Genomic DNA, 26,087 nt, shown 5'->3' with positions numbered 1-26,087 from the left:
GTGTTCCCCAGAATGCGGGCGATTGAGGACGAACGATGGACACTGCATTCATCCCACCCGTCGATCCGCTGATCCCCTTTCTCAAGGGCATCGCGCTGGCGGGGCTAAAACCTACCAAAGGCTACGCCGAACTCGCCGCCGGCCGTCTCAAGGCGGTTCGCAACGGCCGCCGGACCTTCATCCGGGCATCTGAGATCGAGCGCTATATCCGCTCGCTCGAAGGCGTCTCCGAGAAGGAGGCCGTCAACGATGCAGGCTGAAATCAGAAACCCCGGAGCGCCTGGCGGGGCGCTCACGGGATCCGAAGTAGTGCTTGGCTGGGGAGCTAGCAATTCGGACCTTAACGCACAGCGACTTGCTCTCAACGCCATTCTGCGTCGCGTCGCTGTCTCCGAGCCTCTTGCGCTCGCAATCGGCGCCCATGCCGGCCTCATTCGGGAGAGCCGCTGATGGTCACGCCCGGCCTATTCGTCGGAGGTGTCATGCTGACACTCCCCCACCTTCAGCGCGCCCTCGGCGGCGAGATAACCGGCGGCCAGCTTGTCGCGCCGGGGCCGGGCCATAGTCCTGCAGACAGGTCGATGGCGGTCAAGATCGCGCCGGACCATCCTGGCGGCTTCGTGGTGCACAGCCACGCCGGCGACGATCCGATGGCCTGCCGGGACTATGTGAAGACTCGCGCTGGCATCGACGACAGGTCGATGCCTCGCATCATGAGCAACCCGCGCGTACGCCAAGCCGCCCCCGTTCGGGATTACGCCGAGCAGAACAAGCAGCGCGCCATCGCGATCTGGAATGAATCGGTCGATCCGCGCGGCACGCTCGCCGAGGTCTACCTCCGGTCGCGCGGCCTCGAACTGGCTGACGAGATGGCGATGGCCGTGATCCGGTTTCATCCGTCCTGCCCGTTCGGCAAGAACACCCGCCACCCCTGCATGGTCGTGGCATTCCATAGCATCGATACCGGCGAGCTCGTTGCCATCCATCGCACCGCGCTGACAGCTGACGGCTCCAAGATCGATCGGAAGATGATGGGCCCCGTCGGCAGCGCTGCGATCAAGCTTGAAAGCATCGAAGGCTCCAGCAGGACGATCGTGATCGGGGAAGGCATCGAGACGTGCCTGTCAGCGCGCGCGGCCGGGATCTCGCCGGTCTGGGCGACGGGATCGGCCGACGCGATCAAGGACTTCCCCGTCATGCCGGACATCGAGGCCATCGGTGTTCTGGGAGAGATGGATGAGAGCGGCGCCAGTCAAAGGGCGACGCAGGCCGTCGGCGACCGGTGGCATGCGGCTGGCCGCGAAGTTCATGTGTTCCTTCCCACGGCCGGCAAGGACATCAACGACGCGTTGCAGGCCAATGGCAGCGATGCGGCGGTCAAGCTTGGAGTGTTCCATCCGACACCGGAGCCGGACGCCCCCGACGCAGAGCCGGCCAGCGCCGACGGCCCGATTCCGCTCTTCCCGCCCTTGCCCGAAGCCGAGCGCTTTCCGATCGAGTCGCTGGGACCGGTCCTGTCTAGCGCTGCCGCTGCCATCGCGAGCAAGGTCCAGGTGCCCGAGGCGATCGCCGCGCAATCCGTGCTCGCCGTCGCCGCGCTCGTATCGCAGGCGCATGCCGATGTGATGATGCCCTACGGCCAGACACGGCCCTTGTCGCTCGACGTCGTGACGATAGCGCCATCCGGAGGCAGGAAGACATCGGCCGATAGCGAAGCCCTCGGGCCAGTCCGCAAGCGTGAAAAGGCGCTGAAGGAAGTGCAGGAGCACGAGCATCGCCTGTGGTCGATCGACTTTGCCGCCTGGAGTGCGGAGAAGAAGAAGATCGAGGGCAACCGGAAACTGCAACACGACGAGAGGCGGAGGGCTTTGGTCGCGCTCGGTCCCGAGCCGGAGCGCCCGCTCTCCCCGTTCCTGACCGTACCCGAACCGACGATCGAGGGGCTGGTGAAGGCGTGGGTCAATGCACCGGCGGCGCTTGGCATCTTTACCGCCGAGGGTGGCATGTTCATCGGCGGGCACGGCATGTCGCCGGACAACCGGCTAAGAACCGCTGCCGGCTATTCGGAAATGTGGGACGGGCAGCCAATCAAGCGCATTCGCGCGCTCGACGGCGTCACGATCCTCCACGGCCGCCGGCTTTCCATGCACCTGATGGTGCAGCCTGACGCAGCGGCGCAATTCCTCGCCGATCCGCTCTTGCGCGATCAGGGCCTCTTGTCGCGCGTGCTGGTGGCCGCGCCCGAGAGCATCGCCGGCACTCGTTTCTATCGCGATGTGGAGCCCGAGGATAACGACGCGATCCACTCCTACGGCGCGCGCATCCTCTCGATCCTCGAAGCGCCGTGGCCGCTGGCCGAAGGCAGCAGAAACGAGCTCGAGCCGCGTGTGCTCACCATCACCGAGGCCGCCACTATAGCGTGGAAGGCCTTCTATAATCACATCGAAGGGCAGTGCGGGGCTGGCGGCGAGCTTCATCCTGTGGAGGACTTTGCGGCCAAGATCGCCGAGCATGCGGCGCGCATCGCAGGCGTGCTTACGATCGTGGACCACGTCCGGGCGACCGAGATTGGCTCCGACGCCATGTGCGCAGCCCTGAAGCTGGCCGACTGGTATGTGTACGAGGCCCTACGCCTTCAGCGGGCCGCTCGCACCGATCGGCGCCTTATCCGCGCCCAGCAGCTTCTGGACTGGATGCGCGAGCGCGGCGAGGAAGAGTTCAGCGTCCGCGACATTGGCAAGCTCGCCCCGCCAGCCTTCCGCATCAAGGCCGCGGCAGACGAAGCCCTCGCCATCCTCGCCTCGCATGGCTGGATCGAGGAGGTGTCGGCCCGTCCTCGCCGCGTGCGGCTGGTCCAGGAGGCCAGCGCGTGAGCTACAGGCGGTTTCAGCTTCCAGACACAAACGCCGCAAACGCCGCACTGCCGCAGGGTGTGAAACCGGAAACGCGCACCCCGCCATCTGGGGGAAGTGCCGCGAACGCCGCAACTGCCGCAGCACCCAAAGCCAAATCCTATCTTGTTTCGGTCAGTGACGTGGTCCTGACGTTTGAGCGCGATGTGGCTCGGCTGACCGAGTTGGGGAAGTCCAGGGCCGAGGCCGAGGACGCCGCCTACCACGCCTGTCTCATGCACTGGCAATACCGCAATCCAGTTAGTTTTTCCTCCGCCCCCCTGCGGCAGTGCGGCAGTTGCGGCAGTTGCGGCGGCCCCGAACGGGCGGGAGACATCCTGCTCGCCATCGGCATCGCGCCCGATCAGGTCTGGCTGCACGACGGCTGCTGGTCCGCCTGGCACGCTGACCGTGTCGCGCAGGCCGAAGCCTCCCTCGCAGCCATCGGGATACACAGGAGGACGCAATCATGAACCGCAAGCATCGCCGTGCCGGGCAGGCCAAGACCGGCACCAGGAGCCGCGCGGCTACCCGGAGCACATGATGGCCGAGGCGCAGATGCCTCTCGGACATGCCCGCATCGGAAGCCGCTTGCGCGCTTATTACTCCGCGAACCTCAGCTCAGGAAATAATAAGCCCGCCGCTTGGGAAGCGACGGGCCTCTGACTTCTGTCAGGACTTGGCGGTTCCGGCCATCGCCGGGAAACTGGCTTTGCCCTCCTGTCGGTGCGGCCGGTACATCGGCGGCAACGCATCCAACCGGAGAGCAGGCAGGCATCGTCTCCGACGCCGCGTCCTCAACAGGTAGGTGGTCCGAAAGTTCCTTCAAGGGGCATAGCCCCGTGGAAGCGTTTAAAAGGCCGCCGATGGGCGCAAAAAATTTTGCCCTTCGGATAGCCAAAATCGCGAAATGCCAAACCTGGGCCTCCTGTGGCCCGGCGCGGCGTCTGTTCAAACCGCGAACGAACGCTGAATGAACCGGAACGGTTGTGCAATGCGTCTCTAGCCTAGGCACAGCGTTCCGCCTGATAAGGGATGATAAGGGCCACCGCAGGGCGCGGACTGGACGAGTGCAGCGTAAGCGGATTCAAACTGTTCCGGAAGAAGAGGGGAGTAGCGAGATGGGCGACGTAACGATTTGGCAGTGGCTGGTCACACTGACCATGATTGGCTGCACAATCTGGTTCTTGGTGTCGACTGCGAAGCTCCTGTCAGCGGCTGGCTTATCGGCGGCCTGGGTGGTGCTCGTCATCGTCCTTCCTTTCTTCGGGACAGCTATCGTCCAGAGCATGATCGCCAAGCGGCTATCTTAAGCCCATCGCCAAGCCTCTTTGCCTCTCGGACATGCCGGCGTCGCTTGCCGCTTGGCGTTGTGTGGGCTGAATAGCAAAACTATGGTCCCCCGCAGTTTTGCTCTGATCACCACCGCGCCCATCGAGCTGCTGGAGCAGTTCCCCGGCGCGGCGAACCGCGCAGGCTCGGATGCGGGTCGCCATCCGCATCAGCCCTACAGACCAGGGGTGCAATTTCGCGCCGCGTTGTGACCAAAACTTCTCCATGTCTCTGCTGGCACTCGCGCTATCAGCCATCACCTACCGTTGTCGCTGGGTTTTCGCGCCTTCCTGGGGAGAAACAATGAGGCGCTCAGCCCGTGCCGCGCATCGACGCCGTATCTTCTCCACTGTCGCTGCCATGCTGGCCAGGCTGCGCTGCTCGAGCGCCATTGCTGTCGCGTGGGCGCGGTCATAGGTCGTCCAGTGCATCCCCTTCGGCTTGGGCGGGAATGACAGCGTGAGGTTGGGCGAACCGCCCAGGCGCTCCCGTATGCGCTGCGCTCGCCGCACCGATAGATAGCGCTTGTCCTCGTTCTGCGATGGATAGGCGATGCGCTTGCAGGACCGACAGGTGAAAGCCGGGCCGCCGGCACGGGGCGAGCCGTAGATCTTCGCCGCGAGCCGGCTGCATCGAGGACAGCGGAACCATGGACGGGCGCCACCGAGATGAACGGGCGTTTCCTCGATCACGATCCACTGCCGATGGCCCGCGATATTGATGACGCCTTCCCCCTCTCCGGCGAGGAAGGACAGGAGGCCACGCCGGCTGCCGTTGACGATTTCCCGCACCCAGGACAGCTTGCCGGGCCGCAGCATGCCCTCCCGTTTCAGCCACCTGATATCGAGTTCGAAGAAACTGGCGGGCGTCGGCTTCCCGCCTCCCCACGGCCTACCCATGGCGCCGCTGCTCAGCCTGGAGCTCGCGGACGCGTCCGGCGATGGGCGCCCAGGTCGTGAAATCATTCAGCGCGTGGCCGAACTCGACGTCCTTGCCCCGCTGGTAGTGAGCCAAGAAGGCCGGCACCCAGGCATTGCCATCCTTCGGAAGGGTGATGCCGGCATGGGCGCAGAACGACAGGAGCCCGTCCTGCGAGCGATCCATCAGGAGATCGACAAAGAGGCCGCAGAGGAGGTCCTCCTGCTCGGACCCCGCCGTCTTTGCCTTGGTCCTGCCGCTGGCAGCCTTCGCGCATCTGCCGGCGCCTGCCGCCCTGGCCGCCCCTACATCAGGTCGCATCCGAGCCTCCGAATTTCCGAAATCAATTGGCAAATCTGCAATCAATCAGATCATTTGGCTCGCCAAATTATGCAATATCGCCATTGAAAATAACACCCGGCAATGGGCGCCGCCGGTTTAGGGAGGAATGCCCAGCTGAGCGCCCAGCTCGGCCTACTGCTGCGCGCGCGTTGATGGCTCGTGACGCTCACAACGTCAGCTTCCGGACCGAGATCGAAGGGGCAAAATCGACCCATCTCGGACTCTGCCCCATCGTCCTCCAGTGACCGCAACGAGTGACGAAGGAGACATCCGCCGGCGTTACTCGCCGTGCCTTTCCGCCCGCACGGCTCGCAGGAATGCCCCCAGAAGCGCACGAGCCGGAGACGTCGCTGTCCCCTCGAAATTGCGCCCCAGTTCACTCCCGGAACGGATCACCGCCGTGTAACGCGCGCAGGGAGTCTTCTGCCCACTGGAGTGCCACTCCAGATCGGGCAGCCTCCACTCGACAAGTGCGATCACGAGATCAAGCGATTTGGTCACGGACCGCGAACTGTTCCAGATGGTCATCCCCTCAAAATGCCAGTGACCGTCGCCTTTCGATGTGAAGCCTAGGGCGCGCAGGGTGTCCGCATCCAGTCTGGGGTCAGACCCAAACCCCCGCTCGACCTCGTCAATGAGTATTTCCGAGATCATGCTGGATCTCCTGTACGGATGGGGCGTGCATTTGGGCTACGGATTGGGATCAGTGACCTCAGGGACAACGATCTCCCTGCGACATATGCGGCATTGGAGGCTCGCCGCCACAACCTCCCAGTCCCGCCCAGCGCCCAGCAATCGCCTGCGACATTTGGGGCAGTGCCGTTCATCTCCGCTGCGAGCGAAATCGTATTCTGGACCGATATAGGCACAGATCATGTGGTGGATGACGCGATGACGCTCGACGTCGCCGCTCCTGCAGATGTCGCATTGATCGGGCAGTGGGGAGCTGGTCATCGCACCCGCGCTAGGCGATATTGAACAGCCACATCAGCCGTCGCGCGATGCTGTCCGTGAACTCGGAGTAATACATATGGACGCTCACAGTGGAGTTCAGCGTTGGTGGCTGCACTCCCGCATCGAAGCGGACGCGACCGATCTGGCCTGAATCCGGCTGCCGAAAGACCGACCCGCGACGCGCATCGAGCTGGTCCGAGATGGGAAGGACCTCGGTGAGGGTGGCTGCGTAACGGGTTCTCCCGAAGACGACGAAGACCCGCTGTCCGGGCTTGGGATCAATCATCCTGAAATCGGGAATGTACCAATCGACATAGATGTCCTTGGACAGATAGACCTCGGCGATCGCCGTTGCCGCTGCAATTGTTTCGCCCGCCTGGCGCGTCTGGTTCGAAATGATGCCGCTCACCGGCGACAGGATTATACCGTCGTTGAATTCCTTCCGGATCTTGGCGAACTGCCCGCGGACTTCCTCTCTCACGGCAGCCAGACGCACCAGCTGCGCCGTCGCCTCCTCGGCTTCCGCTTCCAGGGTCACGAGGTTCTGGACCGCCAGTGAGCGCTCCTTGAACACGTCGCTGCGATAGATCAGGCTGGCGGTCCCGAGGTCTGCGCTGCGCTCCAGACGCTGGAAGGCTTCCTCAGCCAACTGCGATCGCGCGCGGGCATGCTCGATGGCTGCATGCGAGACGCGTGCCTTGACCCGGAGTTCAATCTCGCGGCCCGTGATATCGGCGAGGGTCTGCAGAAGGCCTGAAGCAACGACTTCGATCTGGGGCGAAATCACCTCGGCGATCGGCGTGCCCTCCTGCACGACCGAGCCCGGCCCCACATCCATCCGCTTGATCTGGACAAGATAGGGCGGCGAAATGGCCGTGCGCGGCGCCGAGACCACGCCAGGACCGTCTAGGAAGACCAGCGGCAGGCCAAAACTGACAATGAAGAAGCCGAGAACACCGAAAACCAGGGCGGCGTAGATGAAACGGACAATCCGTCCCGCGCCCGCTCGGCGACTTTCGACTGGGTCTGGAACCCGGGTGTCGAGGCGTTCAATCTCGCGGTTCATGGCGATCGCTCCGTCAAAGATCGGGCGTCAGCAGGGCGCGCCGGACGCGTGGGGGCACGAAGTCGTCGTGGCGCGAGACAGAAAAGAGCAGTTCGCTCGTGAAGGCCCAGAAGCGAACCGCCTTCATCAGCAGGCCCTGGTAAATTGGAAAGACGGGGGCGATCAGCACATTGAACAGGCGCGGCTTGTGATTGAACAGCAGGCCGGCCAACGCGATATTGAACAGGTTGAGAGCCAGCAGCAGCAGGCTGACTCCGGCAAGGAACGTCAGCGTGGCCGGTCCGAAGAGCACGGCGCAATAGGCAAGATAGAAGGGCAAAGACAGTGTCGGGACCAGATCGAAGATCAGGAAGTCCAGACGCTGCAGCGTATCGGCCAGGCTTTCGGACCGGAAAGGCCAGGCTTCGCGGTACTGGATAAGGCGCACGCGCAGGGCATCCCTGTCCCAGCGCTGCCTTTGGCGGGCGAGCGAGATGAACGATTCCGGCGCCATTGTCGCGGCCCAAGCCTCGGGAACAAAGCCGATCCGGTATCCGAAGCGCCGCAGTCTCAGGGTGAACTCGATATCCTCACCGGGCCCGACATCAAGTCCACCACGGTAGAGAAAGATGTCGCGGCGATAGAGCGAGCAGGCACCGGAGGTGCACGAGATGCCCTCGAACTGACGGAGGAATGCCTTTCCGGCACTAATCGACATCAGGTATTCAAGAGCTTGAAGCTCGGTCCAGATCGATGCGCTCTCGTTCTTGACGCTGATGTTGCAGCTCACCGCGGCCATGCGTGGATCTGAGAACGCTGCCGTCATAAGGGCCAGCGCAGTGGGCGCGAAGACGGTGTCTGGGTCGACCGTCAGGATCAGGTCGCCGCGCGCGAAACGCGCTCCCGCATTCACGCCGGCGCTACGCCCACAGCGGTTCGTGTGATGGATTACGAGGTCGATCAGACCATCCGCGCGAGCCCGCTCTGCAATGGCGAGGGTTTCATCGACCGACCCGTCATCGATCACGATGATCTCGAAGGGCGGGTATGTCTGGGCGCGCAGCGACGCGATCGAATGGAGCAGACCATCAGCCCCGTTGAAGGCGGGCATCACGACGCTGACCCGCAGCGCTGGCGCAACGGAATGCGGCCGCTGTCGGCCCAACGTCAGCGCGGTCAGGGAAACCAGGGAAAAGGTATAGCGCGGCACCTCGAAGATAAGGACCGTGAACGCCAGCAGAACCCAATCCGAATACCAGAGTTGGAGAAGCACGTCGCCCATGCCGATTGCCTCCGTTCTCGACGACCATCTTCAATCCCGGCGCAAGCCCGGTCAATGTCAGGCAGTGCGCAAAAGTGGCATGGTCGCGATGTTCGTTACGAAGATGGGACCACCGACGTTCGAAGGCAGGCTCGACAATGAAGCCGAAGCCCGCCCTTCGACCAATCGAAGTCGCTGAAGCCGGAAGATTCCAGGGAGGTCCACTAGACCGTGAGCAGACGATATGCGTCACCGATCAAACGTCGGCACTCCACCCCTGGCTGTCCCAAACAACGTCAGCTCTCGAGCGCACTATCGAACGATAAAACTCAATTTCCGCTGAGGCCGATCAGCGTCGCGGGCTGGTTGTGGTTGCGGTCACGCGACCGCTGGAATCGCGGAATGTCGTCGTCCCCTGGCTGTCGGTCGAGGCGCGCCCCGTCGTCCTGCCATCTGGGCCGTAGAAGGTCTGGTTGCCTTGGCTGTCGGTCGTTGAGCGGCCTGTGACGCGCCCGGAACTGTCGCGGAAGGTCTGCTCCGACTGCTGCGCCCCTGCATCGCCCGCCAGAGCTGCGAGCGTCAGGCCGAAGATGATGGCGGTCGTCCTACTCATGGTCGCCTCCCAGTTCAGTCTGGTTACGGACGCCCGTGATCCGCTCTCGGCGCTACGGCGGGCCGGGCTTTTCCATTCCGGCCGGGAACCTTGGCTTCGCGTCGCGGTTGGCCAAAGGTCTCCTTTCGGTTTGAGCGAACTACCCCGCTTGCGTGCGCAGGCGGGGATTTTCTGATGTCAAAATATATTGCCTCCAGTCGAGATGCATAGATTCTCGCCCGTATCCAGGGCGGAGGAAGGAGCCATGCCATTCTCATCGTCGAGCGACCCCGTCGACCTGGCCCGCGCGCAAGCCGCGCTCGATGCTGCCTGGTCCGAAATACGATCGACCGTCCCCGATGCCGATGACGAGCAAGTGCGGACGAAGCTGGCCTACATCGTCGCGAGCTTGGTCGCCGTAGCTGAAGATGAGGACGATCTGACGCTACGGGCGATCGAGCGATTTCGACGCTCCCTCGTGGCATGAGCATTTTGCCGCGGCGGAACTCCGCTGCGGCTACCTCGTTTTGGCAGGGCTATTGTCGCGACGTGACCCGCGATGGTGGTGTTGGCCACCTGCCCAGATGGCTACCGCAGGGAGCCGGTACAGCCCCCCAGCCCTCGGCTCCCTTCTCCCGCCGATCGGGAAGCTGTAACCGCGAGCGTGGTGCGTTTGCATTTTTCCGCCCGCGTTTCATTCAACGCCAGATGCTCACAATTGTGACGTGCCGTCCTGGTTCGCGGCGACAAATTTCTTTGCTTCGCTCACGAACAATAGCCACGTCGGAACATCGCTGCTCGGCAGGCTATCAATGAATGGCCTAGCGCCAGTGACAGCGGGTATCGCCCCGTCGAGCGGGCGGTCGGGATCCAATCGCTTCGCTCGACACATGGCCCGCGCGATCCGAATGATCCGGGCATGCTCATGCGCATCGTCCATAATGAACCTTCCAGATTCGCCAATCCGCGGCGTCGTCCGAACGGTCAGGACATCAGAGTGCGATGAACTTTGACACGACCTGCGCCTTCACCGTCCCCGCTCTCGCCTGCAGAAGGATCGAACCGTCCTCCTGGCGGGGCAATGGCGGTGGAGCGACAGAGAACCAGTTAAACAATGCATTGATCAACTGCTTAGTGTCTGCCCATTGCAATCTTCGCCGGCGGTCGTAAGCGCAGGCTCACGGACGCAGCGATCTTGGCCGCTATGTTTGTCTCGAGATCGAAGCCGCTGCCCGCATTTTGGTCCGCTTCATAGATGCCCGACCAGATGATCGCGGTCGTTTGCCCATCCAGCAGGCGGCTTGTGATCCTGAGCTTGCCGTCGCCTGCACGGATCACGCCCTCCAGGATATGCCGCCGGCCAAGCTGGCGATCGATTTGTGCGGCGGACGCGGAAGATCCCAAGGCAGCTGAAGTCTGACTGCGAAAGATCGTCAGCTCTTCGTTCGGAACGAGCTGCGAGATGACATCGTCGGCAAGTCCTGCCGCGAAAACCTCGAATTCGGCATTCTCAGTGAGGTTGAAGAACGGCTTCACGACGAGTGACAGCCGTACCGGGCTCACTGGCGCAGCCGGGACCGGTCGGTTCGCCATCGCCAGGAAGGCCACCAACGAGCTGATCGCGAGCGCTGAAGTGGCGCCGACGAGCCAAGGGCGCCTCAACCGCGCGCCCATTTGCGGGCGGGATGGTTCGTCGGGCGCGGGATCGGATGGTGAAAGCGGCGCAGGGTCGATCTGATCGTTCAATTGCCAGCGGAAGCTGGGCACATAGCCCCCCTTGGCAATCTCGATCACAAGCGGGTCGGTACTGCCTTCGAGCAGGTAATACCGCTCCAATCCGCGCCTGAGCCGCCCCGCCTCAATGCGAACGACGGGATCGTTCGAAACGTCGAAATCTGCCCTCCGACCGAAGACTTCGACTGCGATCGCATAGGCCTTGATGCGGTCTGCCCGGCCAGCGAGTACTTCTTCAACCACAAAGGACAGAAACCGGCGCACCCGCTCGGGCACCTTAAAGTCGTCACTTGCTAAAATGCGACCCAGTTGGGCACGAATATCGTCTTCAGAGATCCCAGGAACAACGCAGGAAACTGAGCCACTGCTGGAACTCGTCGGCATCATCAATCACTCCGGCCGCGTGACCACGCACCATCTCGAACAGATGGAGAAATTAGTGCAACAGCGCGGTGACACGCAGAGCGCTAACCCGTCAGCCAAACTCTCGCCCCTGCTGTCCCTAAGGTCAATTGAGGGATCGCTGCGCCATGCCCAAAATCAGTGAAGGGCAAGGAGTGCATCGACCCGCCCTCACATATCGAGGTCGGCATCATGACCCGGATCGAGGAGCGCGGGCGCGCCCGTCTGAAACTGCGTTTTCCTGATTGGCGGGCCCGTTTTGATCTGGCCGCAAGCGAACCCTTTCTCGACGTTTGCGAGGCGTACGAATTGGCGTATGTGGGGCTGGATTACTGGACCAGGTCAGACGCACCGTTACGCGACGAGATGATTGCAGACTATCGAGACCTGATGGCCTCCCTGGAGTTGGAAGCCCAGATCTGGGGCAGCAGCTTGCGAGAGCAAGAGGGGAAGACACGCTAGAAAGGGTTAGCTGGGCACCCGCAACGCTCGGGGGCGGACGAGGCCCAGCCGTTCCGCGCAGGATACGAGTTCGGCTACAGAGCGGACCTGCATCTTCTCCATCATCTTTTGACGATGCGCCTTCACAGTGCGCTCCGTCGTCCCGAGTTCGAATGCGACCTGCTTGTTCATCTTGGCCCGTACGACGCGGTCAAAGACCTGCCGCTCGCGTGGAGTCAATTGATTCAGTCGAGCCATACCCGCGCGCGCCCAGACTTCCTGCTCCATGGTGAGCCGATGTCGTGCGATCGCCCGGTCGATCGCCTCGAGGAATTCTTGGGGCTCGACTGGCTTGGTAAGGAAGTCTTCGGCTCCCGCCTTGATCGCGTTGACGCACGCCCGAATGTCGCTGTGCTCGGCCAGGAAGATAACCGGCAGACCAAAGCCGGCCTTGCTCAAGCGATCTAGAATGTCGGATGGAGCTGTGTCGCGAGCTTGCCTGTCGATGACGATGCAGCCTGCATTCTTATCATCCGGCAGCTGCCTAAAAATCTCTTCGGCGCTGCCATAACTCCGGGTTTTATAGCCGCTGGCCCGGAGCATGTTGTCGTTTTCGGCCCGAGATGCAGCGTCGCCGTCGACGATATAGATGAGAGTAGGCATGTAATAGTAGGCTTCCATGCATCCCGCCTGTGCCGGCGGGTGTGGGAGCGCGAGCCCGCTCGGTGAAGCAATCAAAGCCGCAAATGGCGCGGAAGGAAGTAGGTTACAGTTTGCAACATGCGAGCATCGCTCGTAGGCGTGCGTTCTGAGCGAATTCCAAGACTGCCTCGGCCCCTCGCGCTAGGGTTTAGCGGACGGCCAGATGCGAGGCTTGGAAGTCCATCTGCGCGGCGGCAGCTTCTTGACCAAGCGCTCGCCTGAATATCTGATCGTCTGTGGACTGCCGCCGACGCTGTGAATGAAAGTCAGGTTCGTGCGGGTGTCCAGCTTGCCCGTGCAACCTTCGCGTCCGGGGTGGGCTTGGCGTCTGCTCTCATCGGCCGGCCTCTGCCGCTACCACGAAAACTTGAGGCCCACGCGGCCGTCATAGGCATGGGAGCGCCCATCGAGGCCGATCGAGTAACCGGCGGAGGCGTAGATCGCGGTGTTCCTCGTGATCTGCGCATCGATCCCGGCCTTGATCTCGCCCCAGGCTCCGCCAAGATCCGAGCGGAAGGGGATAAAGCCGGTCGCCGACGAGAACGAGGTCTTGGGGCTGCCCAGGAACTCGTTCCAGAGGCTCGCCTTCAGCCAGGCGGTCATCATGCGCGGTTTGGAAGTGGTTGTCCCCTCTTCGAGCGCCCAGCTTCTGGCGAGGCGAGCGCCGATCCGTCCGGCCAGCGACTCGACTTCCGAAAAGCGCACCAGAGCCGCCCCGTCATTGCCGGAGCCGTTGACCAGTGTCTGGTAGATGACCTGCGCTTGCGGCTCGATGAACCAGCCATTGCCAAGAGCGATCGGGTAGCCGCCTTCCAGTGAGGCCGCGAAACCGAAGCCTTCTCTGTTGAGCTTGATCAGGCGCCTGGAGTCGGCTTGCGCATCGAACCATGTGCCCTGGACGACACCATCTAGATACCAGCCAGAGGCGCCAAAATGCGTCCAGTAGGCGCCGATCGAATAGCCGTCGATGGTGTTGGTGCCGGCGTTGATGCCGTTAAAGTGCCGAACGTCGCCCTGAATGCGGCCGATGGCGCCATAGACGCCCGCGTGATCGCGGCTGCCGTCGCTATTGTAGGCGCGATAGAGATCGAGGCCGGCCTGCAAGCCATAAATATCGTAGTCGAAATTCGGACCGCCACCGAAAATTCCGCCCGGAGCGCCATTCTGGTTACCGTGGGTGCCGATGATCCGCGCCCAACCGACGGCGTTGGAGCTGCCGGCTGCGGCCGCGCTGACGGGCAGGCGCAGGGTCGTGGTGCAGCGAAAGTTCGTCTCGGGGTTCTTGCACCAGATGGTGCGTTCCTCGGTGACGGGCGGCGCCTCCAGCATGCCCTGTTCACCGACCCGCTCATGCAGGCTGTCGATCATCGTGCGTCCATAGATCAGCCCCATCGACGGAAGAGCCGAGTAGAGGGAGACCTCCCGGCGGTAGTTGGGGATCGGAGCCGGCGCCGGCGGCGTCGGGCCCGGCGTTGGAGTTGGCGGGTTTGGCGTAGGCGTGGGCGGAACGGGCGTCGGTTCCGGTGGAACGGGGCCCGGGTTCGGCGGAATGGGGGTCGGGGTCGGTGGAATTGGGCCCGGGTCAATGGGGCCCGGATCAATGGGGCCCGGGCCCGGGTCAATGGGGCCCATGAGGGTACTACGCAGATACCAGTTTTGGGGACCCGATGCGTCTGCGCTGCCGCGATACAGATAGTATTCGTAGGGGCCGGCAACCACAGGTTTGCCCAAGGAGAAGGCTCCCGAGCTGGTGGTGCCGCCGTTCTGCGCGTCGACCACGAGAATGCCGTTGCGGAGGGTCAGATCTCCGGCGCCAATCGTATTCGAGACCAGGAGTGAGGATGTCCCGCTGGCTTGCCCACCGAGGATGACAAGCCGATCGGACGGTGAACCGTCCGTCCCGAGAAATGTGTTCAACGCGATTGAGCCGGCTCTGCCGACATAATCCCTGACCGTCAGCGTCTTATAGCTTGCGAGTTGCGACAGGTCTCCCGTCGGGGGGCTGTAAATAATTTGGCTGTTATCGTTGGTGACTGATGTTGCCGTGGAGTTTCCCGTCATCGTCCAGACGGTGGCCTGACGAAGCGTGACGGCACTGGCGTTGCCGCTGGGTGTCGTGATGACGCCTTGTAACGTCGACCCTTGCGCGTCGAACGTGGTGGTGCCACCCCCGCCTGTCGCCAGCATGGTATTGTTGTTCGTGATCGCGATCGTGTTGACGAGCCCGATGTCCGCAATCGCCGCCTGCACCGAAAACGAGGCATCGCTCGCCTGGATCGCGGCGTTGCTGTAGCGCAACAGGTTCGTTCCGCCGCTGTCGAAGGCGAAGCCGACCCCGCCAGTGCCAGAGGCGGTCACATTGGTGCCGGTCATGGTGACGCTGCCGCCATTCTGGATCCGGCCACCGGCTCCGTTGATGACAATAACCACCCCGTCCGTCGTTTCGATGCGGCCACCACCAAAGGCATTCAAACCTGAGCTGCCGGCGCTTCCGCTGACGCTGATGTTGGTCTTCTGGGTGGTGATCACGCTTCCCGTGCTGATCGCCTGCAGCCCCTTCTCGCTGCCGCCCCCACTCGCGACCTTCACCGTGCCGTCGACGAGACGTATCCGGCCACCCGCCTCGGCGAGGGCGCCGATGTCGTTGTCGCTACCGCTGACGCTAACGTTGGTGTTCTGGGTGGAGATCACGCTTCCCGCCTTGAACGCCTGCAGCCCCTTCTCGCCGCCGCCCCCACCCGCGACATTCACCGTGCTGTCGACGAGATCTAACTGGCCACCCGCCTCGGCGAGGGCGCCGATGTCGCCGCCGCCGACATTGGTGGCAGAGATTGTAAGATTCCGAGCGTTGATCGTGCTGCCGCTGCCAGAAGTCACCAGACCCTTGTTTCCACCGCCACCTGAAATGGTGATACTGCTGCCCCCGGTCAGGCTGATGCTGCCGCCATTTTCTGCCCTGGCTCCGGTAATGCCGCCGGAACTGCCAGTGGAAACGTCCAGACCATCGGCATTGATTTGGCTTCCCACCCCAGCGGCCAGCAGCGCGGAAGGAATGCCACCAAATGCGTTGTTTATCGAGGAGCGGGGCGTGAACTCTATCAGCCCTCCGGACTGGGCCTGCACAAGACTTTGGCCGCCGCCCCTTGACCAGTTGATCGTGACGCCCCGGGCAATGATGGTGCCATTGTCCGCGCGTATCGCTACGGCTCCGCCACCGCCGTCGTTGCTCAGGGTGATACCGTTCGCCTCGATGCGTCCGCGCGTGCTGGCGGTGAGCCCCAGCCCACTCGCAACGATTGGTCCCAATGCGCCAACACTGGTGGAGCGAACCGTGCCATTCACGATGGTCAGTGAATTGGTGTTGGAATCGACGCCCGTACCATAGCCATGGGCCGTTACGGCCCCGTTGACCGTGACATTGGCGCTATTGGTCGCGGTGATCGCTGTCCCGTTGTTGACAGAGATATCTCCGTCGACCACGCAGGCAGGCAGACCATTCTGCAACACGCCATTGTTTGACGTGTTGGGGCGACAGGTGGGGGTCTGGGCGCTGGCAGGCGCTCCGAGCATGCCCGCCGCACATACCGTTGTGCCCAATAGTGACTGCGCCAGTCTTTTGAGCATCGGTCATCGCCTCGCTGAGCCGGACCGATCAATTCTTCAGACCGTTATGGTTAAGATTGCGTTAGCGCTGCCACGACAGGAGCACGGGGCCGATCACGCCTGTGCGCCGCTGCCACAGATCTTACGAAAACGCGTGCAACTGCATGCTCTGCTTTTATCGGCCTCGGCTTTTGCTCGCAGGCTGCAACCCAGAGTCTCCCTCGCAGCGCACACTTTGGCGGTGCTGCCATTGGCGCTGCGGTGGTGCGCTGATCGGTAGGATAGCGGGTGCTTTCCTGCCTCGGTCGCCGACCTGGGGTTGGTTTCGTGATTTTGCCGACTTCGGGGCTGTTAAAGTGGAGCTTGGCTGGGAATGACAAGGGATTGGCCGCCATTCGCATCGACGCGCGAGCGCCGGTCACCCATGGTCCCGGTTTATGAAAGTCCCGAACCCCAGTTCATAATCAACGACAACGCCCCCCGGACGGGCCGATAATCTACAACGACCCGGACGCGCCGAAGCCCATGACTAAGGCACGGCGGCTGGTGTGCTTCTTGTACCGTCGTGTTGGGATGCGCCCTGATAGCATTCATTGTTGCGGCCGAAGAACCGAAGCCTGGTCTAATGTTCATTACCGCCTTCGGCTTCGCGTTCGGCGGACTCGTCTTATCGTTCTCAGTACTGTTTCCGAATTTTTACCTTGGCCGCGAAAGGCGCGGCCGCGCTGTGAATTGATAGCGTGAACTTATTGCTGGCAGAAAGCATTTCGGCGATTTCTGATCTGAGATGTCGAGGCAGTAAGTCTGCAAACGGCTGCGGAGTGCACTTGTATCCATCGTCGTCGCCGGCATCCGCGCGAGGCGGGCAGCCGACACATTGACAGCGTTCAATGACGAGGCCGATTGACAGCAGGCGAGATGCGCGCAGGTATTCGAGGTTCAGCGGCAGGTATCTCAGGTTCAGCGGGGGGCCTCGGTGGGAGCAGCAGGGCAACCTGACGCAGGATCTCGCCGGTGCCGAGCACCGTCCATGCCGGGTCATTCTGGGCGTGGATCGCAAAGGCAAGCCGGGCACAGTCAATGTCGCGGGAATTTCGGAAACATGCCGGCCAGAGAATTTCGATATCGATTTGGCGTTGGCGGTCCTGCCAGTGCTGCATGATGAAGCGCATTAGGCCCATTCCAGTGCCTCCTTGTTGAGACTTTCAGCCAAAACCACTACCTATTACGATGTCAGTCGAATTCGCTCCTGACACCTGCGTGGGTGAAGGCAATTGCGGCAGTAACCGCGTGCTGGCGGCCGGACAATCACTGCTTTAGCACGAGAAGGCGCTGGGTTCGCCGATTACACTCGCCGTTTTACGCCCGCCTGATTTACGCTGTTACGGGAAGAAGCTTTTGCGCCACGCGGCCCATACGAACAAATAAATGTCGGCGTTCCCATACCATCTCAAAGGGGACGGGATTTTCGGCAATCGTAACGTCGATCGATTTCGTCGGGCTCATCGCCTCGTATCTCAGCAGCCATGCCGCTCCCACGAGTTCGGCAGTCACCGCACGGCGGGCATTTCGCGGCATACCATTGCATTTACCATTTCTTAACCATGGGGGCGCCCACTCGGACTCTGTCCAACGGGGCCTGGGGCCCGGAAAGGACCATGCCCATGCACGATCGCCAGCTTGAACAGACCGTCATGGATCAGCTTGTCGGCCAGCCCGTTGCTTATGTCGAGAGAGAGCTGATTCTGGCAACCCTGCGGGAAACGGGCGGGAACCGCACCCATGCCGCCAGCGTGCTCGGCATTGCGCTACGCACCTTGCGCAACAAGATCGGCTCATACGCCGCCGATGGCTACGATGTGCCCGAGCCGGCGCATCCGGCTCAGTGAGGGCCTGCACATGACCACATCCGATGCGATGGCGGCCAGCACTCTGGTCTCCTCGGCGACGATGGCCGGGTTGCTGCGCTGCCTCGTTCAAAAGGGCGTTCTGCAGGCCGCCGACATCAGAGAAATGTATGAGGTCGCCCTCCTGCTTCTGGAACAGCAACAGGCCGCTGCGCCGCATGCGCAGGCCAGCTTCTCCGCCGCGCGAGCCGTCATTGAACGGCAGCTTTCACCGAACTGATGGCCTTTACTGCAGCGGCCGACCTCGCTCACCTGATGAGCGGAATGATGACGATCGCGCCGACCACGATCACGATAGCTGTCCGGATCAAAAGGCCGTTGACTCGCGCCATCTCGGCCTCGGACGATTTTGATGTACTCATGTCGGAACTCACTGCCTACGCGTGATACTTCAGCGCGAGATTGATCAGCGCAATCTGCAATCCGCAGACGGTCCATTTTTAAGCGCCGGGCGTGGCCCAAAAAGCACTGGACGGCGCGGCGCTTCGCATTGTGCGCTGTCGACGCAGCGTCGCGCCTATCTTCCCCAAGGGAATGGCGTTAATTGGCATAGTCGCTGCACCCACCGTTGCTATACGCTGTTGCCTATGTCCCCCTGGTTCATGTGAGCGCTTGATGTCGGCCCAAGAACGCGGGCTTGCCCGTCTCATGCTTCGGTTCCCCGAGTTCCGCCAGGGCTTCGCGCGACTGCGGGGCGGAAGGTTTGGCGGCGTCTGCGAGGAGTACGACCTCGTCTGGGAGGTGATCGGCAGGTGGTCCCAGGCCGAACACTGCGCCTTGTTTTCCTTCAACGATTACTGCCTCCTTGCGGCCGCGATCGAGCGCGACGCCATCGCAATGGCGAAGGCCGTGCCGGATCCGGGCGCCATCGCCAAGGCGCCTGGGCCGGACTCAGCGCCCACATCATCCTCGGAGTTTCCACAGCCAGTGCCGCCGATATCTCCCTCTTGGTGAAGCGGCGGACCGCCAGCATCCGCTTCAGGATCGCCACGCGGGAGGATGAAGCCGGTCTCCGACGAGGCAGGCCTGAGACGGTTCACACGATCCCTGGCGCCCCGCCTCCGGTCCGGTGACCGGCAAACCAGCGAGCCAACTCTGTTGGGCTTACAAAAACAGCCCGGCGCAAGGCGCCGGGCTGCTCGCAGGTCAAAAGCTGTCGCTTCAGAACTTGTAGTTCACGCCGACGCGCACGAGCCCGGCACCGCCGCCGCCATTGCTGACTGCGGTATAGGTTCCGGCCGGGAGCACGCCGCCCGCCGCATTGTCGAAGGATCGGGCGCGCCGGCCCTCGCCGGTATCGACGTAGAGGCCTTCGATCTTGGCCGTCCAGTTGTTGGTGAAGGCGTATTCGACACCGCCGCCGACGGTCCAGCCGGCGTTGCTCGTCGTGTTGCCGGTCAGCGGGTTGGTGTTCAGGCCGCCATAGGCCAGACCGCCGGTGACGTAGACCAGGGTTCGGTCGAAGGCGTAGCCGATGCGAGCACGCACAGTGCCGAAATAGGCGCCGTCACCGCCGCCGCGGCCATCCCACCAGGAATAGCGGCCCCAGGCCACGCTACCGCCTGCATCGACATACTGGATGTCGGTCTCGAGGCCGTAGACGATCGCGCCGGACTGCCAGTTATAGCCGATCTGGGCGCCGCCGACGAACCTGCCGTCACCACCGCCAACACCGCTCAGGACGCCGGAAGAGGCGGCCGTCGGTCCGTTGACGCCGATCTCGCCCGAGTCAGCCCAGCCCACGCCGGCGTTGAGACCGACATAAAGACCAGCCCAGGTGAACAGGGGCGCGTAGACGGGAGCGGGAGGCGGGGCGTGGCGGCTGGGAAGATCGGCCGCGAAGGCCGAGGTTGCCAGGCAGGTTGCCAGCACAGCAGTGGAAACGAGGCCTAGACGCATAATACTCTCCTAGGGTGATTTCATTAGCCGATCCGTAGCGTACGATGTTTTCAGCTGCGAAGTTGAATGATTGGTGACGCTGGCTGATCGAGGGGCCAGAAAATCACTGAGAGTGGCATTTGGGTCACTGGGTTGATACCAATGGCCACTCCTTATCTCCGTGCAAATTTCAGTCTTCGCCGCCATCCGCTGAGACAGCTATCGGCTCCGCGAAAATCGTCGCAGCGGCCTTTCGCAAAAGGCCGCCGACGCCTCAACCCGCAACCGCCTGAAAGGCAGTCGGCATGGGGGGCAGTTCTTCATGACGAAAAGAGGGCAGTTCAGAATGTCGCTGGACACGGTCTGTTCCCGGAAGTGTTGCCCGGTTGATCCTCACGCGCAACAGCCGCCCGAGCGGAGCGGCTGTGTATGAAACCATATGCTGCCGGTCGCCTCGCTAATTGGCCCGACAGTTGCCCTCAGGCGCCTTACGGGCAGGGACCGGTGAAACGGCGACCGCTCGTGTCCTGGAAGATGCAGTTGTTCGGGGTCGTTGCCCGACCGACCACCGCGCCGGCCACGCCACCTGCAACGGCACCGATAGCGGCCCCCCGTCCGCCGCCCGCGATCCCTCCGATGAGCGCACCACCGCCAGCGCCAATGGCGGCGCCGCCAAGCGTGCGGTGCGACTGGGACTCAGGGTTGCAGCCTACGAGTAAAAGGCCGAGGCCGATAAAGCCGGCGACTGTGATCGAACGGATCATATTGGGGTCCTTGCTCAAGTCTGCGCGCGAATGCGAACGCATCAATCTAATAGGCCAAGACGTCGGGTGCGCCATCGCAGAGCGGCCGCGTCAGTCGGGAATTCCTGTGGATGCTCATCCGGTTCCCCCCGATAGCTGAAGCTGTGCGAAGAGCCCGCAACCCGCGGCGGATGGCGATACCCTGTTCGATCAAGGACGCCCGGATCTGGTTGACTGTCGCGGTCCGGCGCGAGACCAGCCGCGACCGGTGATAGGCCTGCAGGTCGAGTTCATCTTGTGTCTTCTCCCGCACCACCCGCAGGTTAGGACGCAGCGCGGCCTCCGCGATGGCCTCGGCGTCGTTCTAGTCGTTCTTCTGGCCCTTCGCGAAAGGTCTCCACATCATCGCGCCCGGCGGCGGCCTGTCGCCGGACGGCTGGCGATAGATCTCGTGCCGGCCCGGCTGCGCAGGTCAACAAGGCCGGCCAGGACGATCACGCCACTGCGACGATCGAAACCACACAAATCTGAGGGTGCGACAATCTGCCAACCCTGCGCCACAATTCATCGCCGTGCGCTGGCGTCCGAAAATGACAAAGTTGGCCTAACTGTTGGCCTTTTACCGAAGTGTAATTTCTAATTATCTTATGTTTCAATTACTTAATCTTTTAATTAGCAGCCTCTCCTGGGCACCACTCTTTCTCGCTTCGGCGTCAAAGAGTGGTGCAGTAACAAGGGTTTGGTTGACACCCGTTTTTACAGAACGGTTTCATGTCAGCGCCCATTTGATGCCGGCTCCTTTGCCAATTAAGGCCGGCCAGAACGTCTCAGCATCAAGCTTCGCAAAGCTCGCGGCGGAAGCGAGCGGCCAGCAGGTCGCGCTGCCGTTCGCGGTCGACAGCGGGCTGCACGGGCGATCCGCGCCCCGATTGCGGAAGCCAAGCCAGTCACTTCGAAACCAAAGCCTGCGATGACGAGGCATCCGCGACTCCATTCCGGCAGAGTCCCGAATCTCAGATACGTGGCCCCATAGCATCCTTGCTTGTGGCGCAGGTGAACGCACCATCACACGGGAGAGAAGACCCATGACCATCAAGCGTTCGATCCGCACACCGATCCAGAACCGCATCGTCGAAACGGGGAATCTCGTCTTTGTCGGTGGTGTCGTCGCCGACGACACCACACAGTCCATGGGCCCGCAGACCCAGAACATCCTCGGCAAGATCGAAGGCTATCTCGGCGAGGTCGGGCTCGATCGCAAGGCGATCGTCGCCGCGCAGATCTTCGTCACCGACCTCTCCCGGAAGAAGGAAATGGACGCCGCCTGGACCGGCTTCTTCGGTGACGAAATGCCGACCCGGGCGACCGTCGGCGTGGCCGATCTGGGTGGCGCCATGATCGAGGTCGTGGTCACTGCCGCGCGCTCCTGACGCGGCGCCTGTGGCGCTGATGCCGGATGAAATCAGACCGCCGGCCCATCAGGCCGCATCATGATTGCTGGTCACGAGATCCTCGACATAACGGCGGCGGTTCTCGGCCGTATTCGGCAGGCCTCGAGCCTCAAGCCAAGCCAGGAAGGGCCCTGGCCGAATCGTGACGATCTGCAAGGCTCGCCCTCTGGCGAGCCAGACGTTCATCACGGCCTCCGCGTTACTGCGCCAGTCCTCATAGCGCGGCGGCATCTCGGAGCGATCATGGGCGAGTTCCCATAGCAGCGGGAAATCCTCTGGTTCGTACCAGGGCATCGCCACGGCATAGTCTGAGACTGTAGGTTTCATGTGAAAGCCGACCATCCGCGCGCGGCGCGGGAACCGAGGGTGCAAACCTTCCGATCAGGGTCAACCAACTCACCTTCATGACACCGCTGGACATGATAAATGTCAAGCAAAGGCGGCGTTGCAAACGATTTTCGGGGCCTTCCCGCTTTCAAGGTGACACCTGTCAGAACCGCGGCGCGCGCTTCTGGAAAAAGGCCTGAATGCCCTCCCTGAAATCCGCCGTTCCGGCATTGGCCGTGAAGGCGCGTTTCTCCAGATTCAGCTGTTCGTCGAAAGTGCCTTCCATGGCTGCCTGGACGAGAGCCTTGCTCGACTGGTTGGCACCGAAACTGCCCTGGCTCAGGCGCCCGGCAATAGCCAGCGCCGCCTCCGCCAGCTCGCTGTCGGGCACCACCCGGTTGACGAGGCCGAGATGCAGCGCGGTCTCTGCGTCCATCGCTTCGTTGAGCAGCACGAATTCGAGCGCGCGCCGGGGGCCGAGCAGCCGCGCCAGCGACCATGTCGTTCCGCCGTCCGGATTGGTTCCGAGCTTCGCATAGGCCGAGAGGAAGCTCGCGCCCTGCGCAGCAATGACAATGTCGCAGGCCAGCGCCAGACCGACGCCGCCGCCCGCTACCGGCCCCTGGACCGCCGCTATCACCGGTTGCGGCATGGCCTTGATCAGACGCATCAGCGCATGGAAGCGGTCTATGAGCAGGCCGGCGGTTGCGGGCGCGTTCGCGAGATCGGCGTGGAAACGGGAGAGATCGCCGCCTGCCACGAAGGAACGGCCGGCTCCGGCGAGGACGACCGCCTTGATGGTCGAATCCGCCGCGATGGGCGCGAAAGCGGCCAAGAGAGCGTCCGCCAGCGCCTCGTCCAGAACATTCAGCACCCTGGGCCGGTTCATGGTCACCGTCAGCACGGCGCCCTGCCTTTCGATCACGACCATCTCCTCGGAGATATTCTGCATAGTCCCGTCACTCTCCATGCAATGCCGCCGCCCACTCTGACTTGCCGGGACCATGAACTCCAGCAGAAGGGGTCTGCCTCCAACGCATCGATCAAGCCCCGATTTCTCTTGCGATCCGCCCTGGACCGGCGGATGACGGATCATCGTTCCCAGCTCACTTGACGAGGATCGCGGCGATGACGAGCCCCGCCGGCCAGGCACCCGAGGCTTCGACCGAAAACGAGGCCTTTCGCCCGCATACCTCGCATTGGGGCGTGTTCTCGGCGCGGATGAAGGACGGGCAGCTCGAAGTCCGCCCGCATGCCGGCGATCCCGACCCCAACGAGATCATCCAGAACTTCCCGGCGGCCCTGCGCCATCGCGCCCGCATCGCGCAGCCGATGGTGCGGCGCGGCTGGCTCGAAGACGGGCCGGGCCCGGACGACCGCCGCGGCCGCGACGAATACGTGCCGATGTCCTGGTCGGCGGTGCTCGACAGGCTGGCCGGCGAACTGCGGCGCGTGCGCGACGATCACGGCCCCGGCGCGATCTTCGGCGGCTCCTATGGCTGGGCCAGCGCCGGGCGCTTCCACCACGCCCAGAGCCAGATCCACCGCTTCCTCAACACCTCGACCGGCGGCTATGTGCGCTCGGTCAACAGCTACTCCTCGGGCGCCTCCTCCGTCCTCGTGCCGCATATCATCGGCGACTACGAGGATCTCGTGAAACGCAACGTCTCCTGGGAGCAGATCGCCGAGCACAGCGAGATCGTGCTCGCCTTCGGCGGGATGGCGCTGAAGAACAGCATGGTCGCCGGCGGCAGCATCAGCCGCCATGTCGAGCGCGGCGCAATGGAGCGTGCGCAGGAGCGCGGCTGCGAGTTCGTGCTGGTCAGCCCGCTGCGGAGCGACCTGCCTGCCGAGGCCGGCGCCGAGTGGGTGGCGAACGTGCCGGGCAGCGACACGGCCCTCATGCTCGCACTTGTCCACACGCTCGTCGTCAACGGGCTGCATGACCGCGCCTTCCTCGACCGCTACACGGCCGGCTGGCCGGTGTTCGAGCGCTACCTGCTCGGCGAGAGCGACGGGCAGCCCAAGGACGCGGCCTGGGCCGCGCCGATCACCGGGCTGCCGGCCGACGAGATCATGGCGCTGGCCAGGCGCCTGCACGGCAAGCGGGCCCTGATCGTCGTGGCGCACGCCCTGCAGCGCGCCGCGCATGGCGAGCAGCCGGTCTGGATGGGCATGGTTCTCGCGGCAGCGCTCGGCCAGATCGGCCTGCCCGGCGGCGGCTATGGCTATGGGCTCGGCGCCATCGCCTATTACGGGCGGCGTTACAACGCCGTGCCCATGCCGACGTTCTCGCAAGGCCGGAATCCGGTCAGCGACTACATCCCGGTCGCGCGCATTTCCGACATGCTGCTGAACCCGGGGACGACCTATCGCTACAACGGCCAGACCCGGACCTATCCCGAGATCAAGCTGGTCTACTGGGCCGGCGGCAACCCGTTCCACCACCATCAGGACCTGAACCGGCTGCGGCAGGCCTTCGCCCGGCTCGACACGCTCGTCGTCCACGAACTGGCCTGGACCGCGACGGCCCGCCACGCCGATGTCGTCCTGCCCTGCACGATGACGCTGGAGCGCGAGGATATCGGCGGCAACTCCAACGATCCGCTGCTCGTGCCGATGCATCCCGTCGTCGCGCCCTATGGCGAAGCGCGCGACGACTACGCGATCTTCGCCGGCCTCGCCGAGCGGCTGGGCACCGCCGACGCCTTCACCGAAGGGCGCGACGTCCGGCAGTGGCTCGAACATCTCTACGCTCCGACCCGCGAGGCTCTGGCAGCGAAAGGGCTGCCGGCGCCGAGCTTCGCCGAATTCTGGGCGAGCGAGGGCTACGAGCTGCCGCAGCAAACCGACGATGGCGGCAAGCTGCGCGCCTTCCGCGCGGACCCGGCCGCCTCGCCCTTGCCGACCCCGAGCGGCAAGCTGGAAATCTTCTCCGAGACCATCGCGAACTTCGGAGAGACGGACTGTCTCGGCCATCCGGCCTGGCTTGGCGCGACGAACGTTCCGGACACCGCCACCCCCTATGTGCTCGTCGCGAACCAGCCCCGCACGCGCCTGCACAGCCAGTTCGATTTCGGCGGCCATAGCAGCGATGCTAAGCATCGCGGCCGCGAGGTCGCGCATATGCACCCGGAGGACGCCGCCGCGCGAGGCATCGCCGACGGCGACATCATCCGCCTGTCGAACGAGCGCGGGGCGTGCCTCGCCGCTGTCCACGTCACCGACGGCATCCGCCGGGGCGTGATCCAGCTGCCGACCGGCGCCTGGTACGACCCCGTCGACCCGACCGAGGACAAGCCGCTCTGCGTCCACGGCAATCCGAACGTGCTGACGCGCGATATCGGCACCTCGGCGCTGGCGCAGGGTTGCACAGGGCAATTGACAACGGTCCAGGTCGAGCGCTTCGACGGCAACCTGCCGCCGATCCAGGCCTATGACCCGCCGGGTTCGTCCGTGTCGGAGGCCGCTGAGTAGGTGCTGGCGGCATGAGCGCCATCTGATCCGGCCCTCTGGAAGGCGGCGGCGGATCGCGCGATAGCTGCCCGCCGAACCTGCCTTCAG

Annotated in this window: 28 protein-coding genes and 1 pseudogene; 12 read left to right on the top strand and 17 right to left on the bottom strand. The window is 63.3% G+C overall.

All coding sequences use genetic code 11. From position 1 onward, the window contains the following. Positions 1–35: 35 nt before the first annotated feature. The 4 genes from NWE53_RS24480 (at position 36) to NWE53_RS24465 (ending at position 4,204) form a co-directional block, all read left to right on the top strand. On the top strand, positions 36–260 hold the full coding sequence (locus tag NWE53_RS24480; protein ID WP_265051908.1) for a helix-turn-helix domain-containing protein: 225 nt from the start codon (positions 36–38) through the stop codon (positions 258–260). Positions 261–449: 189 nt separating this feature from the next. Then, the gene (locus tag NWE53_RS24475; RefSeq protein ID WP_265051907.1) at positions 450–2,873 is read left to right on the top strand and encodes a DUF3987 domain-containing protein; all 2,424 of its coding nucleotides are present in this window, start codon (positions 450–452) and stop codon (positions 2,871–2,873) included. Next, positions 2,870–3,364: a hypothetical protein gene (locus NWE53_RS24470; RefSeq protein ID WP_265051906.1), complete on the top strand. Its 495-nt coding sequence runs from the start codon at positions 2,870–2,872 to the stop codon at positions 3,362–3,364. Before NWE53_RS24475 ends, NWE53_RS24470 begins: the two co-directional genes overlap by 4 nt. A 648-nt stretch (positions 3,365–4,012) precedes the next feature. Beyond that, the gene (locus NWE53_RS24465) at positions 4,013–4,204 is read left to right on the top strand and encodes a hypothetical protein (RefSeq protein ID WP_265051905.1); all 192 of its coding nucleotides are present in this window, start codon (positions 4,013–4,015) and stop codon (positions 4,202–4,204) included. Between the two features lie 279 nt (positions 4,205–4,483). Here the strand turns inward: NWE53_RS24465 and NWE53_RS24460 are convergent, their stop codons facing one another. The 6 genes from NWE53_RS24460 to NWE53_RS24440 form a co-directional block, all read right to left on the bottom strand. Beyond that, positions 4,484–5,041, bottom strand: a complete 558-nt coding sequence (locus tag NWE53_RS24460) for a hypothetical protein (protein WP_265051904.1) — start codon at positions 5,039–5,041, stop codon at positions 4,484–4,486. 73 nt (positions 5,042–5,114) lie between these two features. Then, on the bottom strand, positions 5,115–5,462 hold the full coding sequence (locus NWE53_RS24455) for a hypothetical protein (protein WP_265051903.1): 348 nt from the start codon (positions 5,460–5,462) through the stop codon (positions 5,115–5,117). 300 nt (positions 5,463–5,762) lie between these two features. Next, on the bottom strand, positions 5,763–6,137 hold the full coding sequence (locus NWE53_RS24450; RefSeq protein ID WP_265051902.1) for a hypothetical protein: 375 nt from the start codon (positions 6,135–6,137) through the stop codon (positions 5,763–5,765). Between the two features lie 36 nt (positions 6,138–6,173). Continuing rightward, on the bottom strand, positions 6,174–6,437 hold the full coding sequence (locus NWE53_RS30100) for a TackOD1 domain-containing metal-binding protein (RefSeq protein ID WP_442864898.1): 264 nt from the start codon (positions 6,435–6,437) through the stop codon (positions 6,174–6,176). A 10-nt stretch (positions 6,438–6,447) separates the two neighbouring features. Beyond that, complete coding sequence (locus NWE53_RS24445; protein ID WP_265051901.1) at positions 6,448–7,503, bottom strand: HlyD family secretion protein; 1,056 nt, start codon at positions 7,501–7,503, stop codon at positions 6,448–6,450. Positions 7,504–7,516: 13 nt separating this feature from the next. After that, a complete protein-coding gene (locus NWE53_RS24440; protein WP_265051900.1) occupies positions 7,517–8,764 on the bottom strand; it encodes a glycosyltransferase family 2 protein in 1,248 nt (415 codons plus the stop codon). On the opposite strand from NWE53_RS24440, the gene NWE53_RS24435 reads away from it, so the two are divergent. Continuing rightward, positions 8,763–8,942 carry a hypothetical protein gene (locus NWE53_RS24435; protein WP_265051899.1) on the top strand — a complete coding sequence of 60 codons (180 nt, stop codon included), beginning with the start codon at positions 8,763–8,765 and terminating at the stop codon, positions 8,940–8,942. The genes NWE53_RS24440 and NWE53_RS24435 overlap by 2 nt on opposite strands. A gap of 150 nt (positions 8,943–9,092) precedes the next feature. Here the strand turns inward: NWE53_RS24435 and NWE53_RS24430 are convergent, their stop codons facing one another. Then, the gene (locus NWE53_RS24430) at positions 9,093–9,356 is read right to left on the bottom strand and encodes a hypothetical protein (RefSeq protein WP_265051898.1); all 264 of its coding nucleotides are present in this window, start codon (positions 9,354–9,356) and stop codon (positions 9,093–9,095) included. 244 nt (positions 9,357–9,600) lie between these two features. Here NWE53_RS24430 and NWE53_RS24425 point away from each other — a divergent pair, with 244 nt between their 5' ends. Further along, positions 9,601–9,822, top strand: a complete 222-nt coding sequence (locus NWE53_RS24425; protein WP_265051897.1) for a hypothetical protein — start codon at positions 9,601–9,603, stop codon at positions 9,820–9,822. A 225-nt stretch (positions 9,823–10,047) separates the two neighbouring features. Here NWE53_RS24425 and NWE53_RS24420 read toward each other — a convergent pair whose 3' ends face one another. Both NWE53_RS24420 and NWE53_RS24415 read right to left on the bottom strand, forming a co-directional pair. Then, complete coding sequence (locus tag NWE53_RS24420) at positions 10,048–10,275, bottom strand: hypothetical protein (protein WP_265051896.1); 228 nt, start codon at positions 10,273–10,275, stop codon at positions 10,048–10,050. A 191-nt stretch (positions 10,276–10,466) separates the two neighbouring features. Further along, the gene (locus tag NWE53_RS24415; protein ID WP_265051895.1) at positions 10,467–11,456 is read right to left on the bottom strand and encodes a hypothetical protein; all 990 of its coding nucleotides are present in this window, start codon (positions 11,454–11,456) and stop codon (positions 10,467–10,469) included. Between the two features lie 207 nt (positions 11,457–11,663). Between NWE53_RS24415 and NWE53_RS24410 the strand changes: the two genes are divergently transcribed. Further along, the gene (locus tag NWE53_RS24410) at positions 11,664–11,933 is read left to right on the top strand and encodes a hypothetical protein (RefSeq protein WP_265051894.1); all 270 of its coding nucleotides are present in this window, start codon (positions 11,664–11,666) and stop codon (positions 11,931–11,933) included. 6 nt (positions 11,934–11,939) lie between these two features. Here NWE53_RS24410 and NWE53_RS24405 read toward each other — a convergent pair whose 3' ends face one another. From NWE53_RS24405 to NWE53_RS24395, 3 genes are all read right to left on the bottom strand, one after another. Continuing rightward, complete coding sequence (locus tag NWE53_RS24405; protein ID WP_265051893.1) at positions 11,940–12,593, bottom strand: response regulator transcription factor; 654 nt, start codon at positions 12,591–12,593, stop codon at positions 11,940–11,942. 375 nt (positions 12,594–12,968) lie between these two features. After that, positions 12,969–16,238, bottom strand: coding sequence for an autotransporter family protein (locus tag NWE53_RS24400; RefSeq protein ID WP_265051892.1), 3,270 nt, complete (start codon positions 16,236–16,238; stop codon positions 12,969–12,971). Positions 16,239–17,104: 866 nt separating this feature from the next. Continuing rightward, positions 17,105–17,389, bottom strand: a complete 285-nt coding sequence (locus NWE53_RS24395; protein WP_265051891.1) for a hypothetical protein — start codon at positions 17,387–17,389, stop codon at positions 17,105–17,107. Positions 17,390–17,881: 492 nt separating this feature from the next. Here NWE53_RS24395 and NWE53_RS24390 point away from each other — a divergent pair, with 492 nt between their 5' ends. The 3 genes from NWE53_RS24390 to NWE53_RS24380 all read left to right on the top strand — a co-directional run bounded on the left by NWE53_RS24390 (position 17,882) and on the right by NWE53_RS24380 (position 19,078). Further along, entirely contained in the window at positions 17,882–18,106 is a 225-nt protein-coding gene (locus NWE53_RS24390) for a helix-turn-helix domain-containing protein (RefSeq protein WP_442864897.1), read from the top strand. Positions 18,107–18,134: 28 nt separating this feature from the next. Next, positions 18,135–18,344: a hypothetical protein gene (locus NWE53_RS24385; RefSeq protein WP_265051890.1), complete on the top strand. Its 210-nt coding sequence runs from the start codon at positions 18,135–18,137 to the stop codon at positions 18,342–18,344. A gap of 395 nt (positions 18,345–18,739) precedes the next feature. Next, complete coding sequence (locus tag NWE53_RS24380) at positions 18,740–19,078, top strand: hypothetical protein (protein ID WP_265051889.1); 339 nt, start codon at positions 18,740–18,742, stop codon at positions 19,076–19,078. Positions 19,079–19,285: 207 nt separating this feature from the next. On the opposite strand, the gene NWE53_RS24375 is transcribed toward NWE53_RS24380, so the two are convergent. The 3 genes and pseudogenes from NWE53_RS24375 to NWE53_RS24365 form a co-directional block, all read right to left on the bottom strand. Beyond that, positions 19,286–20,023 (bottom strand): outer membrane protein, encoded by a 738-nt coding sequence (locus NWE53_RS24375; protein WP_265051888.1) that lies wholly within the window; start codon positions 20,021–20,023, stop codon positions 19,286–19,288. 467 nt (positions 20,024–20,490) lie between these two features. After that, entirely contained in the window at positions 20,491–20,766 is a 276-nt protein-coding gene (locus tag NWE53_RS24370; protein ID WP_265051887.1) for a YMGG-like glycine zipper-containing protein, read from the bottom strand. Positions 20,767–20,908: 142 nt separating this feature from the next. Continuing rightward, a pseudogene (locus tag NWE53_RS24365) lies at positions 20,909–21,142 on the bottom strand (IS110 family transposase); the annotation flags it as partial. Between the two features lie 688 nt (positions 21,143–21,830). Here NWE53_RS24365 and NWE53_RS24360 point away from each other — a divergent pair. Beyond that, entirely contained in the window at positions 21,831–22,175 is a 345-nt protein-coding gene (locus NWE53_RS24360) for a Rid family hydrolase (RefSeq protein ID WP_265051886.1), read from the top strand. A gap of 48 nt (positions 22,176–22,223) precedes the next feature. Here NWE53_RS24360 and NWE53_RS24355 read toward each other — a convergent pair whose 3' ends face one another. Together NWE53_RS24355 and NWE53_RS24350 are read right to left on the bottom strand one after the other, a co-directional pair. Beyond that, entirely contained in the window at positions 22,224–22,523 is a 300-nt protein-coding gene (locus NWE53_RS24355; RefSeq protein ID WP_265051885.1) for a hypothetical protein, read from the bottom strand. Between the two features lie 163 nt (positions 22,524–22,686). Then, the gene (locus NWE53_RS24350) at positions 22,687–23,475 is read right to left on the bottom strand and encodes an enoyl-CoA hydratase/isomerase family protein (RefSeq protein ID WP_265051884.1); all 789 of its coding nucleotides are present in this window, start codon (positions 23,473–23,475) and stop codon (positions 22,687–22,689) included. 176 nt (positions 23,476–23,651) lie between these two features. Between NWE53_RS24350 and NWE53_RS24345 the strand changes: the two genes are divergently transcribed. After that, positions 23,652–26,000 (top strand): molybdopterin guanine dinucleotide-containing S/N-oxide reductase, encoded by a 2,349-nt coding sequence (locus tag NWE53_RS24345; protein WP_265051883.1) that lies wholly within the window; start codon positions 23,652–23,654, stop codon positions 25,998–26,000. The last annotated feature ends 87 nt before the right edge of the window (positions 26,001–26,087 follow it).

The organism is Bosea sp. NBC_00550, assembly GCF_026020075.1.
In the GTDB taxonomy this organism is placed as follows: Bacteria; Pseudomonadota; Alphaproteobacteria; order Rhizobiales; family Beijerinckiaceae; genus Allobosea.
The sequence above is the reverse complement of the archived record's forward strand: the minus strand, read 5'-3'. Positions and strand labels throughout refer to the sequence as shown.